This window comes from Brevundimonas sp. SGAir0440 (genome assembly GCF_005484585.1).
GTDB lineage: Bacteria > Pseudomonadota > Alphaproteobacteria > Caulobacterales > Caulobacteraceae > Brevundimonas.
Genome location: NZ_CP039435.1, coordinates 1,078,828 through 1,093,037, shown reverse-complemented (window position 1 = coordinate 1,093,037; position 14,210 = coordinate 1,078,828). Strand labels below are relative to the sequence as shown.

Sequence of the window (14,210 nt, the reverse complement as noted above, 5' to 3'; positions counted from 1 at the left end):
GAAACCCGCCATGAAGATCCGCGACGTGATGACCAGGGACGTGCATCTGGCCCGCCCCGCCGACACCATCCAGGACGTGGCCAGCCGCATGGCCAAGGGCGGATTCGGCTTCGTGCCCGTGGCGGACGGCGATCAGCTGATCGGCACGATCACGGACCGCGACATCGTGGTGCGCGCCTTGGCGACGGGCGCCGCCTCAAGCGCCTCTGTCGTGGAGTTCATCACCCGCGATCCGCAGACGGTGCTGGACACCGACGACCTGAAGGTCGTGCTGGATCTGATGGGCGCCAAGCAGATCCGCCGCGCCCCGGTCGTGGACAAGCATGGCCGCGTGGTCGGCGTCGTGTCGCTGGGCGACCTGTCGACGCGCGTGAAAGAGAAATACGCCGGCGAGACGCTGGAAAGCATCTCGCGTTAAGACCTGCGTAACCGCGCCCCGACACCGGGCGTCAAGGATCGTCGTTCATGCTGTTCCTTCGAATATCGGAGGATGGCATGGCGCGCGCACAGTTCCAGAAGGGTCAGAAGGTCTGGGTCGAATGCGTCGGCGCCTGGGCCTTTATCGAACAGGTCCAGCCCGTCTGGGCCAAGGGGTTCGAAGAGCCCGTGCGCGTCACCTATGACGTCGGTCTGGGGCGCGAATTCACCGCCAACGAATTGTTGCTGGCGACCGACGATCCGGCCTCGGATCAGGGATTGGGCGACTGGCGGCTGCTGCGCGCGCGCAACAAGTGGCAACTGCCCGAGGATTGCCTGCACCACCCCCACCCCGGCACCTATCCGGTCGTCGTGACCGATCGGGCGGACTGGGGCGGTTGGCGTGTGCCGGGCGCCGAATACGACCGCGATCCCCAGCATATCGAGTTTCAGGCCCGGCTGATCGCCGCCGCGCCCCAACTGATGCGCCTGGCCCAGGATCTGGTGGATCTGGTCGCCGAGACGCCCGACGATGCGCCGCCGGCCGTCCTGACCCTGGCCCGACAGGCGCGCGATACGCTGCATGGGGTGACGCGGGTGCTGGAGCCCGCGCCCGACCGCCTGCTGTCGCCGGTCGCGGCCGCTTAAAAACCCGTTAAAAGCGCGCGCCGAGCCTCGACACGAATCCGCGACGCAGCCTAGATTCCCACGACGAAGTGTTTGTCGGAGGGTCGGGGCTTGCGGGACGAGGAGCGGCGGGAAAATCGGTCGGGGCGTCGCGCCTCCGACCGCGCCGCCGGCGCGCCCGCCTGGTTGCGGATCACCGTCCTTGTCCTGGCGCTGATCGCGGCCGCCTACGCCTTGATGGCGTCGCGCGAGTTCAGCCGGCCGACCCGCGAAATCAGCCGCCTGGAAGCCGAAAACCTCAAGCTGAACGCTGAACTGGTCGCCAGCCAGACAGCAGCGTTGATCCAGTCGGCCGAAGCGGGCCTCGCCGCCGGCAGCACCGCCATCGCCGCCAAAAGTGCCCCCATAGAGGTCGTCGAGGCCGCCCAGGCAGTTGCGCCCCAGGTCGCCTTCACCCTGGTCGGTCCCGGCGAGACGGTGCAGGCCGCCAAGGGCGAAGGATCGGTCGTCGCCGGCCAGACCAATGTCGACGGCCTGAGACTGGACGCGCGGATCGCCCCTGTCCTGCCGGAAGGCGGCGAGACGCGGATCGTGTCGTCCGGCGGCGTGGTGCTGGCCTCCACGCGCGCCGCCGAGATCGGCCAACCCATCCGCACTCTGATCGGCGTCGATCCTTCCGCCCTGGTCGACCAGGCCGAACCGCGCGCCGTGACGCTGGGCGGCCAGGCCGGCCTCGCCGCCGCCGCTCGAACCGTCGCGGGCGGCCCCTATGTGGTCGCGATCTCGCAAGGGACGACCGCCTCGGTCTTCGACGACGCCTGGGTGGTGCTCGCGCCGCTGCTGCTGGGGGTCGGGGTCGTGGTTCTGTTCGTCCTGTACGGCCTGCGCCAGACGCGCCAGCATCGCGAACGGGTGGCGACCGAAAAGCGGTTCCGCATCGCCGTCGAAGCTGCGCGGTGCGGGGTGTGGGAGTGGGATTTGGCCAAGGGCGAGGTGTCGCTGTCGGACTATATGGCCGCCCTGCTGGGCTTTTCGCGCGGCGGAGTGACCGACGCCGAGGATGTGATCAGCCGCGTCCATCCGCGCTTTCAGGAAGATTTCCGCCACGCCCTGCGCCAGGCGGCGGCCTATGGCGCCTTTGAGATCACCTTTCCGGTGGCGGGACCGGATGGGCGGGCGCGCTGGATCGACGCGCGCGGCCAGGCGCGCGGCGAGCGCGGCGACACGGGCTTTTCCGCCATCCTGGGCGTGGCGTTGGACATCACCGAGGCCCGCCGCGCCCGCGCCGCCGCCCAGGCCGCCGAAAGCCGGCTGCGCGACGGGGTGGAGAGCATCTCCGAGGCCTTTGTGCTGTTCGATCGTCAGGGGCGTCTAATCCTGTGGAACCAGGCGTTCGAGGACGCCTTCAACTTCGACCACGGGGTGGTGCGGCGCGGCGCGATGAAGGACGAGCTGAACCGGATCGCCGGCCTGGCCATCAAGGCCGAGCATCGTCCGGCCAGCGGTCGTGCGGGCCTGCGCGAAGTCGAGCTGAATGACGGGCGCTGGCTGCAACTGTCGGAGCGGTTCACCTCCGAGGGCGGCTCGGTCGTCACCGCCGCCGACATCACCGCCATCAAACGCCAGGAGGCCGAGCGCCGCCGCGCCGCCGACGATCTGCGGGCCACCGTCGATCAGCTGGAATCCAGCCAAGAGAAGCTGTCGCTGCTGGCGCGTAAATACGAGGTCGCCATGACCCGCGCCGAGGCCGCCAACCAGGCCAAGTCCGAGTTCCTGGCCAATATGAGCCACGAACTGCGCACGCCGTTGAACGCCATCAACGGCTTCTCGGAGATCATGGCCAGCGAGCTGTTCGGGCCGCTGAACGAGAAATACAAGGGCTACGCCGGTGACATCCTGAAGTCCGGCCAGCATCTGCTCAGCCTGATCAATGACGTCTTGGACATGGCCAAGATCGAGGCCGGCAAGATGACCCTGCACTATGAGCCGGTGTCCTTGCGCGAGGTGTGCGAGGACGCGGTGCGGCTGATGCGCGGCAAGGTGCAGGAAGCGGGCCTGAAGATCGCGGTCGAGGCCGGCGACCTGCCCGACATCGAGGCCGATCAGCGCGGCGTCAAACAGGTGATGCTGAACCTGATCTCCAACGCCGTGAAGTTCACGCCCGAGGGCGGCTCCATCGTCGTGTCGCTGAAACCCTTCGTCGGGGCCGAGGGCGAGGACCGCGTCCGCGTCGCCTGCGCCGACACCGGCATCGGCATCGCGCCCGAAGACCTAGTGCGCCTGGCCCGCCCGTTCGAACAGGTCGAGGGCCAGCATTCCAAGACCACCCAGGGCACCGGCCTGGGCCTGGCCCTGACCAAGTCCCTGATCGAGATGCACGGCGGCCAGCTGAGCATGGAAAGCCAGCCAGGTGTCGGCACGGTGGTCAGTTTCGACCTGCCGGTCAAACGACCGGATCAAACGGTGCAGCCGATCCGGGCGGCGTTCGCGGCTTAGGGTTTTCCGATAACTTCGGCTGCCGCATACGATGAAGGGAAGCCGACAGGCCTAAAAGATGAACTCATTCCGCAGGCCCGCGAGCGCTGATGCAGCCTCCGCTGACTCGTTGCGACATCAGAAGGTAGGTTTTAGAACTGGCCATCAGTGTAGAGCGGACTTGAAACAAGCCTGATTTTAGAATAGGCTCGTCGAGCTCTTTGGTAGGAGCATGGCACTCGCCGTTCCTAAGCTGCTGGCAGCACTACCCTTGTTTCCCATATTGAACCTTTCGACAGACATTCGGTCTGGGAAAGCGGTCGGCGAGTGACGCTTGCTATCCAGGCCAGGAGAATGGCTATGTTGATTGGTGACGTGCGTCCAACGACGCTCAATGGCGTGAAACGTCTTGCGGTGCAGCTCCGAAAGGAACGAGGCCTCAAGCATTCCAATGCCCTAGACATCGCGGCTCAAGCCGCAAACTGCACCAACTTCCGTAATGCTCAGAGCGTCTTACCTCTGCGCAAAGGTACATCCGCGCAGCCTTATGTGCTTTTGACCCTCTACTGGTGCAACAAGGACGAAGGCTATCGTGTCGGTCGAGAAACGCTGCGTGTGTCCCTTTCGCAGCCCATCCTTGATATCTGCAGTAAAACCGATCTTAAGCGAGTGCGTGGTTTTGGAAATCTAAGGATGGTCGCCGACGACCATTTCGTTTGCGACGCTGTGGCACCGACCCAAATATATGCCCGAGAGCGACTATCGACGGCGGAGCGCTCCATTCGCTTCATGGAGCACACCGGTCTTCGCCCCTCAAGAGATCACAGCAAGGCTTATCCGGGCGGCTCGGCACGCAACAAGCTGCCGGGCAAGGATCACGCCACAAACTGGTTCGATGCGGTCACGGGTCAGTTCATTCTCGTCGATGAACCTTACAAAGGCGTGCCCAACGAGGCCGAACGCGCAGACTGGGCAGTTGAGCACGGCTGGCTTGTGGAGAAAACTGGCTGGTCTGGCATGTACAGCCCGTACAAATGCGACCTCTACGTTGCGACCAGCGCTACCGACTTCGATCTCGCAAGCCTCATCGCAAAGATCAATGCCATGCCGCCCCCCCTCATGGCAGCTGATTGGGCCGGTGAATCCGAGTCGTCTTGGGCGACCTTCACCAGCCCCATGGCCACAACGCCACAGGATGTTAGGCGAGCACGTTGCAGGGGCACAGTCTATCCAACAGACAGCGCCACATCAGTGCCGCTGAACTACAGTCTTGGTTCGACACGTCGTCGTCCAAAAGGAGCATTGAACCTTGAGGGCCACATAGAAGCCGGCCGGATGATCAAGGCAGTCATCTGGTCGAGCCACCGGCCATACGGCGTATATCGTCGCATGAATGCCCTTCGCTCAACGCTTGAAGACTGGATGGATCGGGAGGTGGCTGACTCCGAGTTCGCCAACATAGACTTCTTTGATGTCTACTATCATGACTTGGACGATGAAGACCCCTTGGCCCATCGGGTGGCTTCGCCGCAAGACGTCGCCAAACTGCTCGGCGAGTTGAGAGAGAAACTTCAAAAAGCCTATCTGGACTCGGTGCCTCTTCGTCGGGAACTGCGACGCATCGATGCTTCGATTTCCCTGCTCACGAAGACAACGCTCAAGATTGCATAAGCTTTGTTCGCCAGCGCCAGTTTTTGGCGCTGGCTTACGGCCCTGCTTTAGATCTCTGTGTTTTTAAGCTTGGTTCTCGAAGCTTCGCCAAACCAACAGCGAAAACCTAAACCAACTCCACGCCCATCGCCGTCGCTTCGCCGCCGCCGATGCAGAGGGCGGCCATGCCGCGGGTCTTGCCGTGGGCTTTGAGGGCGGACAGGAGAGTGGTCAAGACGCGTGCTCCTGAAGCCCCAAGCGGGTGGCCCAGGGCGCAGGCGCCGCCATTGACGTTGATCTTGTCGTGGGGGATGCCGAGTTCCTGCATGGCGATCATCGGCACGATGGCGAAGGCCTCGTTGACCTCCCACAGATCCACGTCGTCAGCGCTCCAGCCCGCCTTCTTCAACGCCTTCTGCAGGGCGAAGACCGGAGCGGTGGTGAACAGGTGCGGTTCGTGGGCGTGGGCGGCCTGGCTGACGACGCGGGCGATCGGCGTCAGACCCAGCGCCTCGGCCGTCGATTGGCGCATCATGACCAGGGCGGCGGCGCCGTCCGAGATCGAGGCGGCGGAGGCCGCGGTGATGGTGCCGTCCTTGCCGAAGGCGGGCTTCAGATTGGGGATCTTGGACGGGTCGGACCGGGTCGGCTGTTCGTCACGGTCGACGGTGACGGGGCCCTTGCGGGTCTTGACCTCGACCGAGGCGATCTCGGCGTCGAAAGCGCCCGTTTCCTGGGCGCGCTTGGCCCGGCCGGCGCTCTCGATGGCGTAGGCGTCCTGCTGCTCGCGGGTGAACTGATAGGCCTTGGCCGTGTCCTCGGCGAACTGGCCCATCAGCTTGCCGGGGGTGTAGGCGTCCTCCAGCCCGTCCAGATACATGCTGTCGGAGATGACGTCGTGGCCGATGCGCGCGCCGCCCCGGTGCTTGTGCATCAGATACGGGGCGTTGGTCATCGACTCCATGCCGCCCGCCACGATCACATCGGCCGAACCAGCGGCCAGGGCATCGTGCGCCATCATGGCCGCCTGCATGCCCGAACCGCACATCTTGTTGATGGTGGTCGCCTCGGTGGAGGTGGGCAGGCCCGCGCCCATGCCCGCCTGACGCGCCGGCGCCTGGCCCAGGCCCGCAGGCAGGACGCAGCCCATGATGATCTGCTCGACCTTTTGCGGATCCAGGCCCGCGCGGTCCAGCGCCGCCTTCACCGCGACGGCGCCCAGGTCGGTGGACTTGGCGTCGGACAGCGCGCCCTGGAAACCGCCCATCGGGGTGCGGGCGTAGGAGACGATGACGACGGGATCGGCGGATGGGGTCGCGGACATGGGGACGGCTTCCTCTATTTCGGGCGAGAGATAGCGATCCCGGCCGGTCAGGAAAAGTGCAGCCGCCGATACTTGCCCCGGAAATAGAGCAGCGGATCGCGACGCGGCTCGAACCGGGCGCGCCTGACCCGGCCGATGATGACCAGGTGATCGCCGGCCTCGACGATCTGTTCGGTTCCGCATTCGAAACTGGCCAGGGCGCCCGACAGGATGGGCGCGCCGGTGTCCCACGTCTCCCACGCCACGTCGTGGAACCGGTCGGCCTGGGACCGGGCGAAGACGCCGGAAGTGGGCTGCTGGCCGATATGCAGGACGTTGATGGCAAAATGTTCGGCCCGGCGGAAGCGGTCGACGTTGGTGGACGAACGGGCCAGGCAGAACAGGATCAGCGGCGGGTCCAGCGACACCGAGGAGAAGGAGTTGGCGGTCAGGCCGACGGGCTGTCCGGCCTCGTCGAGGGTCGTGACCACCGTGACCCCGGTGGCGAAACAGCCCAGGGCGTCGCGCAGGGTGCGGGGGTCCGAGCCGGCCTGATAATATAGGGCGTCGCGCGGGGCGTGGCGTTCGAGGAAGCCCAGGAGGGCGGCGTTCTCGGCCTCCACCGCGTCCGGCGCCTCGGCGCGCGCGATCGTCTGGATCGGAACGCCGGCCAACTGCGCCTCAGCCTCGGGCGAGACGGCCCCCTGCCCTTCGACGATGACCACCAGACAGCTGGCCAGGGCCGGGCCGGTGACTGCAAGCGCAGGGATGACGGTTGGCAGCGTCGTTTCGGAACAGACGATGGCCGGGCGAGAGGGAAGCTCGGTCAGCAGTCGGCGCAAGGCGGCGGAGCTGTCGTCCGCCTCGTCGAAGTCGGCGGTCAGCATGACATGCCGGCCGGCCTCGACCAACGCGCGCACCGACCGGCGCCAGTCGCCGGACAGACGCTCGGGCGCGCCGATCAGCAGGACGATCGGATCCTCGGGGTCGCCCCAGCTTTCGACGTCCAGGCCTCCGTGCGGGGGCGGCGATGCGGTCATGAGGCGGGGCGGTCCAGTCTGTCGTGAAGCGTGAGGCGATCCCTATTAGGGGAAGACCGGCGCCCGGCGCCAGAACTGTATCAGCCGCCGTAACCTCGGCCGCCGCCGCCAAAGCCGCCGCGCGAGACGACGGTGGTGCGGCTCTGCACCCGCGTCGGGGCCTGACGGGCCACGTCGCCGTGCTCGCGGGCATTCGTCAGGGTCTTGCCGGTGCGATAGTCGCGGTAGGCGTAGCCGCTGCCATAGCCGTTCGACAGCCGTCCCTCGCGGTCGCGATACAGCGGTCCCCCGCCGCGATAGCCGCCGCCGTTCAGCAGCTGGCCGACGATGAAGCCGGTCAGCAGCGGGCTGAAGAAGGAGCCGCCGTTGGTGTTCGGTTGGCACTGCGAGGGTCCCCACTGGCCCTCGCACTCCTCGCGGGTGGCGTAGCGCGGCGCGGTCTTGGCGGCCTCCTGCTGGGCCTTGGCCAGGGCGGCGTCGCATTCATTGTCGGGAATGTCGTTGGCGGCCTTGCATTCGTCCAGCGACTGATAGGCCAGGGTCGGCTCGGGCTCGGGCGCCGGCACGCGCTGGGGCGAGCCGCAGGCGGCCAGCGAGAAGCTGGCGGTCGCCATCAGGCTGCTGACGTGAAGGACGCGCGAGCGCTTCAGCCGGCGCATGGTGTCGGTCTTGGCCAGGTTCTGGGGCAGGTCTTTGGGATCGGTCATGGCGGTCACGACGTCATGCAGGCGGCGTTGAGCAGGCCGACGCAGATGGAGATGGAGGCCAGATAAACGGCCGCGGCGATCTCGCCCGCCTCAATGCGGACGACCAGATTGCGGAAGGCCATGCGGCTGATGGCGACGAAGACGACGATCTGGATCACGCCGGCCAATAGCGCCCAGGCTGCGAACTCCATCAGGCTGACGGTGTGCGACAGGGCCGAGGCCAGAGGCAGCACATAGCCGATCAGGGCGCCCCCGAGCGCAATGGCGGCGGCCGTGTTCCCCTCACGGATCAGCGTATGTTCGTGATAGGGCGTGACCCACTGGTAGATCAGTTTAAAGGCCAGGGTGAAGGCGCCCGCCATGGCGAAGGCGATCAGGAAGGCGATGGCCCCCTGCTGAAAAATGAACCAGTCGAACATCGGTCTTGCCCCCTCGGATTGCGCGCTCAGGCGCGGAACTCGGCCATTTCCAGCGGAATGCCGATCATGATTTCGTGCGTGGTGTCGCCGCCCTCGGGCTGCTGCTCAAGCGCCAGCATCAGTTCGCGCCCGCCGCCCAGCTCGCGCGCGTACAGCATGCAGGTCTGGAAGATCTTGGCATAGGGCGCGGTCGCGGCGCGGTCGTCCCAGATCGTCTCCCACAGGGTGACGGGCGGCTGGATGGCGTCGCTCTCGGCGAACCAGAAGCGGGGATAGTCGGGCAGTTCTTCGGCCGCGCCGTGAAAGACCGGCGCCGACAGCCGGTCGCGCCAGATGCGGCGTTCGCGCTCGCCCGGCGGATAGGCCGAAGTCCAGGGCACAAACAGGCTGAAGTCGTAGGATTCCAGGCCCGCCTCATCGTCGCTCATGGCCTGAAGCATGACGTGGTCGTCGGTGTAGAAGCGATGGACGAACTGGCCACTGTCCAGGCTGACCAACCCCTGGGCCGAGATGTCCAGCACGTCGCGATCCAAAGCGAACTGGGTCTCGTCGCCCAGCCTGCGCCAGGCCAGCGGGTCCAGCGACACGGTGCGGCCCACGGTGATGTTGCGCACCGTCGCCAGTCGATTGGCAGGCGCGACCTTCTCCGACGATCCGAAAAGCTTCTTGAACATGGGCGACTATCTAGGCCCGATGCGCGCCGACGGCGAGCGAACAGAAGCGATGCGACCGAATGAGGCGGTTCATGGCGCGACATTCCGTCCGATCTTGCGTCAAGTCAAGCGTTCATGTTACGCGTTTCATGTAACGATATGCCGAACGACGGATCGCCCTCTTCCACCGCCAACGACCGCATCCGTGCGTGGCGACAGGCGCGTCGTGAGGCCGGCTTGGTCAAGCTGGAGCTTTGGGTGCCGGCCGCCGCCCGCGACGACGTCAAGGCGGCCGTTCGCGCCATCGTCACCGATTCAACACGCGGGCCGCAGCTTGCGGGGCGCCCGCGCCGCCCCACTTCCGATTCCATCACCCCTGGAGACGACCATCAAATGGACGCCGTGATCGAGACCCCCTGGACCGTGCCCGCCATCAAGGCGGCGCTGGACGGCTCAACCCTGCTGCGTGACGGCGAAATGACCCTGCGCGTGGTCGAGGGCGCCGAGCCGGTGCTGCTGGCGACCATGCACGAATACGGCGACCTGCCGGTCTATCTGAGCGTCGGCGGCGCCCAGATCGTCTGCTCGGTCCTGCTGTGGCCGGTGTCGGAGCAGAAGGACCGCCACGCCTTCAACGAGTTCCTGCTGAAGGCCCAGCGCGTGGTGCCCCTGTCCAACTTCGCCATCACCAACGTCGGTGGCGAAGACGTGTATGAGCTGATGGGCGAACTCTCTTGCAAGACGACGCTTCAGACCATCCTGATCGAACTGCGCACCCTGGCCGAGAATGCGATCGACGCCACCGAACTGCGTGAAACCTTCGGCGCCGACGCCGCCTGATCCCGGAAGACCGACCATGTCCATGCTCAGAAAACTGTCCGCCCTGTTCCGCGGCACGGCCCACGATGCGGCCCAGGGCGTCGTCGACGCCAATGCGCTGAAAATCCTCGACCAGGAAATCCGCGACGCCGACAACGCCCAAGGCAAGGCCCGCGATGACCTGGCCGGCCTGGTGGCGCGCCGCCGCATGGCCGAAAACGAACTTGCATCGTTCAGGGACCAGATCGCCAAGTACGAAAGCTCGGCCCGCACCGCCCTGGGTCAGGGCAAGACCGATCTGGCGCGCGAAGTCGCCGGCCGTATCGCCGAGCTGGAGGTCGAAATCACCAGCCGCGGTCCGCTGATCGAGGACATGAAGACGGCCGAGACGCGCCTGCGCACCGCCATCGCCTCGACCGATCAGAAGATCGAGACGCTTCGTCGCGAGATCGACATCGTCAAGGTCAACGATTCCGTCCAGAAGGCCCAGACGTCGGTCGCCCTGAACTCGGCCGGCGCCCAGTCGCGCATCGGCTCGGCGGCGGACAGCCTGCAACGCATCAAGCAGCGCCAAGCGATCCAGGAAGAGAAGCTGAACGCCAGCCAGGCGCTGGAGGATCGCCGCACCGGCGCGGACCTGGACGCCAAGCTGCGCGAGGCCGGCATCCTGCCCGGTCACTCCTCGGCCGACGACGTCCTGGCCCGCCTCAGCCAGCCGGAGGTGACCGTGGTCACGCCGCGCATCGGCCAATCGACGCCCGACAAGGACCCGGCCTGATCCATGGAGCGTCTGCGCTTCGATCCCCGCACCGACTGGGACGCCAAGGCCGAGGAACTCGGCTTCACCTGGCGCCATACCGACGGCAAACCCTATTGGGACGAGACGGCGGCCTATGCCTTTTCGCTGGCCGAGATCGAGGATGGGATCGAGGCGCCGACCGAGGAACTGCACGGCCTGTGCCTGGAGTTGGTCAACGAGGCCGTTCAGTCCGAGCGGCTGATGGAGCAGCTCGATATTCCCGAGACCATGCGGGACTATGTGGCCGACAGCTGGAAGCGGGGCGACCCGTCCCTCTATGGCCGGTTCGACTTCGCCTTTGATGGGACAGGTCCGGCCAAGCTGTATGAATACAACGCCGACACCCCGACCAGCATCTATGAGACGGCGGTGTTCCAGTGGCTGTGGCTGGAGGACCAGATCAAGGCCGGCGCCCTGCCCGCCGATGCGGATCAGTTCAACAGCCTGCATGAAAAGCTGGTCGATCGCTTCCGCGTCATCTTCCCGAACGGCGGCTTCGTGCATTTCGCCTCCGACGCCGATTTCGTCGAGGACCGCCAGACGGTGCGCTTCCTGGAAGACCTGGCCCAGCAGGCCGGGTTGGAGCCCCAGTTCGTCGCCATCGACCAGATCGGGCTGAACGCCGACGGCCGGTTCGTGGACCACGAGAACTGGATCATCCAGGCGATGTTCAAGCTCTATCCGTGGGAGCAGATGCTGCGCGACGACTACGCCGCGCCCCTGCCGACGGCGGACGTGACCGTGCTGGAGCCGGCGTGGAAGAGCATCCTGTCCAACAAGGCCATACTGCCGCTGTTGTGGGAGCGACACGCGGGCCACCCCAATCTGCTGGAGAGCTATTTCGAGGGCGATCCGGCCGAGGCGGCGCTGGGCTCGTCCTATGTGCGCAAACCGTTGTTCTCGCGCGAGGGCGACAACGTCGAACTGATCGACCAGGGCGTCAGCGCCGCAGAGGTGGTGGACGGCGGCTATGGCGCAGGGCGTCACATCCGCCAGGCGTTGTGCGACCCGCCCCTGTTCGACGGCAACCACGTGATCGTCGGGTCGTGGGTGGTGGGAACGGAGCCGGCAGGCATCAGCCTGCGCGAGGATACGGGCCGCATCACCCGGAACACCTCGCGCTTCGTGCCGCACTTCATCCGCGACTGAGACGCCGGCAGGCAACCAAGCCGGACGACCGCCGTTTTGTCGGCTGACATCAACCGACAAGAAGCCTCCCCATGCGCAACGCCCGCCTCGCCCTGATCGCCACCACCGCCCTGACCCTCGCGGGCGGCGCGGCCGTCGCTCAGACGCAATATCCTTCGACGACCCAGGATCGGCTGGGTGCGGTCGTGGGCGCCCTGTTCGGCGATCGTCTGGGTCTGTCGGCCATGGATCAGGCCTGGCTGCGCGGCGGCCGTCCGCTACGTGACGGCCAAAGCCAGTTCTCGACCCGCGTGGACGCCAGCGTGCGCGCCGGAAGCGTCTCCGCCTCGGCGGCGACCCGGCTGCGCGCCGACTATTCGGCCCTGGTCGATCTGGAGAACCAATATGCCGTCGGCGGCATCTCGGCCCAGGAGCGCGCCGATCTGAACGCCCGCTACACCGCCCTGACCCAGACGCTGGAAGCCGGCGCCTCGGGCTATGCCGACATGGACACCGTCGCCCAAGGCCGTGCGGACTTCGAGACCCGGGTCAACGCCGCCGTGACCGCGCGCCGCATCACCCGCACCGAGGCGACACGCCTGAAGTCGGACTATCAGGCCCTGATCCAGCTCGAGAGCCGCTACAGCGCCGACGGCTCCATCAGCGCCAGCGAGCGCGCCGATCTGGACGCGCGTCTGGACGCTCTGGATCTGCGCGTCGGCGACGGCCCGGCCGGACAGACGCCGCCCGCCAACCTGCCCGCCCGCACCCGTCTGGCGAACCTGGAAACCGCCCTGACCGCCGCCGAACGCTCGGGCGCCGTCAGCCGCACCGAGGCCGCCGACATCCGCGTCGAGGCCGGCGACCTCGCCCGCCTGGACGCCGCCTACACCCGCACCAGCCCCTCCTCCGAGGACACGGCCTATCTGAGCCGCCGCATCGGCGAACTGGAACTGCGCGTCCGTCGCTAGGCCTAGGCGAGGACATCCCGCGCGATCCGGGGCGGGGCGCCTATCCGGCCGAATTGGCGTCCCGCTTTTCACACGAGGGACCTCGCTGATTTCACGCAGGGGCCGAAATCGCGTATGGGCAGCCGCAGTCGCCCTGCATCGCCGGTCAAACCGTATCCATGTCGTTGAACGTCTCCCGCACGTTGTCCATCGCCCCGATGATGGACTGGACCGATCGGCATTGCCGGGCGTTCCACAGGGCGTTGACGACCAAGGCGCTGCTTTATACCGAGATGGTGACGGCGCCGGCGGTGTTGCATGGGGATCGTGAGCGGCTGCTGGGGTTCGATGCGCTGGAGCATCCGGTGGCCTTGCAGCTGGGCGGATCGGACCCGGCGCAGTTGGCCGAGGCCGCCAAGGTCGGAGAGGCGTTCGGCTATGACGAGATCAATCTGAACGTCGGCTGCCCGTCGGACCGGGTGCAGTCGGGTCGGTTCGGCGCCTGCCTGATGCGCGAGCCCGAGTTGGTGGCCGACTGTATGGCGGCGATCAAGGGGGCCGTCAGCGTGCCCGCGACGGTCAAATGCCGCATCGGCGTGGACGATCAGGATCCGGTCGTCAGTCTGTTCGCCACGGTGGACGCCTGCGCCGCCGTCGGGATCGAGGTCTTCGTCGTCCATGCGCGCAAGGCCTGGCTGAAGGGGTTGTCGCCCAAGGAGAACCGCGACGTGCCGCCGCTGGACTATGATCTGGTGCGCCGGCTGAAGCGTGAGCGACCGCATCTGAACATCTCGATCAATGGCGGCATCGCGTCGATGGACGCGGCCGAGGCGCATCTGGCCGAGATCGACGGCGTGAAGCTGGACGGGGTCATGCTGGGCCGCGCCGCCTATCACGAGCCGGCGATTCTGGGTCAGGCGGATCGTCGCCTGTATGGCGAGCCGGTCGAGGACACCGACGCCTTCGTCGCGCTGGAGCGCTATCGGCCCTATATGGCCGCGCGCCTGGAAGAGGGCGTCGCCCTGCCTGCCATGGCGCGGCATATGCTGGGCCTGATGCACGGCCGGCCAGGCGCGCGGGCGTTCCGTCGCATTCTGACGGTCGAGGCGATCAAGCCGGGCGCCGGGCTCGAGGTGCTGGACCGAGCGGTAGAGGCTGTGCGTGAGGCCGAGGCGAGGCGCGACACGGCGCCCGGAGACTGGGCGGCGTAACCCAATCTTCAG

General features: G+C 66.6%; 14 protein-coding genes. 9 read left to right on the top strand and 5 right to left on the bottom strand.

Annotation, left to right across the window (positions count from 1 at the left end; translation table 11 throughout):
• The first annotated feature begins 10 nt into the window (after positions 1-10).
• From E7T10_RS05300 to E7T10_RS05285, 4 genes are all read left to right on the top strand, one after another.
• Positions 11-418 (top strand): CBS domain-containing protein, encoded by a 408-nt coding sequence (locus tag E7T10_RS05300; protein ID WP_039244248.1) that lies wholly within the window; start codon positions 11-13, stop codon positions 416-418.
• A gap of 77 nt (positions 419-495) precedes the next feature.
• On the top strand, positions 496-1,065 hold the full coding sequence (locus E7T10_RS05295) for a hypothetical protein (protein ID WP_066624111.1): 570 nt from the start codon (positions 496-498) through the stop codon (positions 1,063-1,065).
• 90 nt (positions 1,066-1,155) lie between these two features.
• Entirely contained in the window at positions 1,156-3,540 is a 2,385-nt protein-coding gene (locus tag E7T10_RS05290; protein WP_137721001.1) for an ATP-binding protein, read from the top strand.
• Positions 3,541-3,879: 339 nt separating this feature from the next.
• Positions 3,880-5,190, top strand: coding sequence for a DUF5623 domain-containing protein (locus E7T10_RS05285; RefSeq protein ID WP_137721000.1), 1,311 nt, complete (start codon positions 3,880-3,882; stop codon positions 5,188-5,190).
• 106 nt (positions 5,191-5,296) lie between these two features.
• Here the strand turns inward: E7T10_RS05285 and E7T10_RS05280 are convergent, their stop codons facing one another.
• The 5 genes from E7T10_RS05280 to E7T10_RS05260 all read right to left on the bottom strand — a co-directional run bounded on the left by E7T10_RS05280 (position 5,297) and on the right by E7T10_RS05260 (position 9,312).
• Entirely contained in the window at positions 5,297-6,493 is a 1,197-nt protein-coding gene (locus tag E7T10_RS05280; protein ID WP_137720999.1) for an acetyl-CoA C-acyltransferase, read from the bottom strand.
• Positions 6,494-6,540: 47 nt separating this feature from the next.
• Positions 6,541-7,512 (bottom strand): flavin reductase family protein, encoded by a 972-nt coding sequence (locus tag E7T10_RS15835; protein WP_137720998.1) that lies wholly within the window; start codon positions 7,510-7,512, stop codon positions 6,541-6,543.
• Between the two features lie 80 nt (positions 7,513-7,592).
• Entirely contained in the window at positions 7,593-8,219 is a 627-nt protein-coding gene (locus E7T10_RS05270) for a DUF1190 domain-containing protein (protein WP_210416154.1), read from the bottom strand.
• Positions 8,220-8,224: 5 nt separating this feature from the next.
• A complete protein-coding gene (locus E7T10_RS05265) occupies positions 8,225-8,638 on the bottom strand; it encodes a DUF350 domain-containing protein (RefSeq protein WP_017506364.1) in 414 nt (137 codons plus the stop codon).
• A 26-nt stretch (positions 8,639-8,664) separates the two neighbouring features.
• Positions 8,665-9,312, bottom strand: coding sequence for a YjfK family protein (locus E7T10_RS05260; RefSeq protein ID WP_066552480.1), 648 nt, complete (start codon positions 9,310-9,312; stop codon positions 8,665-8,667).
• A 138-nt stretch (positions 9,313-9,450) separates the two neighbouring features.
• On the opposite strand from E7T10_RS05260, the gene E7T10_RS05255 reads away from it, so the two are divergent.
• From E7T10_RS05255 to dusA, 5 genes are all read left to right on the top strand, one after another.
• Positions 9,451-10,131, top strand: coding sequence for a DUF2170 family protein (locus E7T10_RS05255; RefSeq protein WP_137720996.1), 681 nt, complete (start codon positions 9,451-9,453; stop codon positions 10,129-10,131).
• A gap of 16 nt (positions 10,132-10,147) precedes the next feature.
• A complete protein-coding gene (locus tag E7T10_RS05250) occupies positions 10,148-10,888 on the top strand; it encodes a PspA/IM30 family protein (RefSeq protein WP_045811908.1) in 741 nt (246 codons plus the stop codon).
• Between the two features lie 3 nt (positions 10,889-10,891).
• A complete protein-coding gene (locus tag E7T10_RS05245) occupies positions 10,892-12,058 on the top strand; it encodes a glutathionylspermidine synthase family protein (RefSeq protein ID WP_137720995.1) in 1,167 nt (388 codons plus the stop codon).
• A 71-nt stretch (positions 12,059-12,129) separates the two neighbouring features.
• A complete protein-coding gene (locus tag E7T10_RS05240; RefSeq protein WP_137720994.1) occupies positions 12,130-13,008 on the top strand; it encodes a hypothetical protein in 879 nt (292 codons plus the stop codon).
• A 158-nt stretch (positions 13,009-13,166) separates the two neighbouring features.
• Positions 13,167-14,198 (top strand): tRNA dihydrouridine(20/20a) synthase DusA, encoded by a 1,032-nt coding sequence (dusA, locus tag E7T10_RS05235; protein ID WP_137720993.1) that lies wholly within the window; start codon positions 13,167-13,169, stop codon positions 14,196-14,198.
• Positions 14,199-14,210 lie beyond the last annotated feature (12 nt).

Excerpts from the sequence above, each read along its gene's own strand:
- E7T10_RS05245 (WP_137720995.1), top strand. The coding sequence starts at position 10,892 with ATGGAGCGTCTGCGCTTCGATCCCCGCACCGACTGGGACGCCAAGGCC.
- E7T10_RS05240 (WP_137720994.1), top strand. The coding sequence starts at position 12,130 with ATGCGCAACGCCCGCCTCGCCCTGATCGCCACCACCGCCCTGACCCTC.
- E7T10_RS05260 (WP_066552480.1), bottom strand. The coding sequence starts at position 9,312 with ATGTTCAAGAAGCTTTTCGGATCGTCGGAGAAGGTCGCGCCTGCCAAT.
- E7T10_RS05285 (WP_137721000.1), top strand. The coding sequence starts at position 3,880 with ATGTTGATTGGTGACGTGCGTCCAACGACGCTCAATGGCGTGAAACGT.
- E7T10_RS05255 (WP_137720996.1), top strand. The coding sequence starts at position 9,451 with ATGCCGAACGACGGATCGCCCTCTTCCACCGCCAACGACCGCATCCGT.
- E7T10_RS05270 (WP_210416154.1), bottom strand. The coding sequence starts at position 8,219 with ATGACCGATCCCAAAGACCTGCCCCAGAACCTGGCCAAGACCGACACC.
- E7T10_RS05300 (WP_039244248.1), top strand. The coding sequence starts at position 11 with ATGAAGATCCGCGACGTGATGACCAGGGACGTGCATCTGGCCCGCCCC.
- E7T10_RS05265 (WP_017506364.1), bottom strand. The coding sequence starts at position 8,638 with ATGTTCGACTGGTTCATTTTTCAGCAGGGGGCCATCGCCTTCCTGATC.
- E7T10_RS05250 (WP_045811908.1), top strand. The coding sequence starts at position 10,148 with ATGTCCATGCTCAGAAAACTGTCCGCCCTGTTCCGCGGCACGGCCCAC.
- E7T10_RS05295 (WP_066624111.1), top strand. The coding sequence starts at position 496 with ATGGCGCGCGCACAGTTCCAGAAGGGTCAGAAGGTCTGGGTCGAATGC.
- dusA (WP_137720993.1), top strand. The coding sequence starts at position 13,167 with ATGTCGTTGAACGTCTCCCGCACGTTGTCCATCGCCCCGATGATGGAC.
- E7T10_RS15835 (WP_137720998.1), bottom strand. The coding sequence starts at position 7,512 with ATGACCGCATCGCCGCCCCCGCACGGAGGCCTGGACGTCGAAAGCTGG.
- E7T10_RS05280 (WP_137720999.1), bottom strand. The coding sequence starts at position 6,493 with ATGTCCGCGACCCCATCCGCCGATCCCGTCGTCATCGTCTCCTACGCC.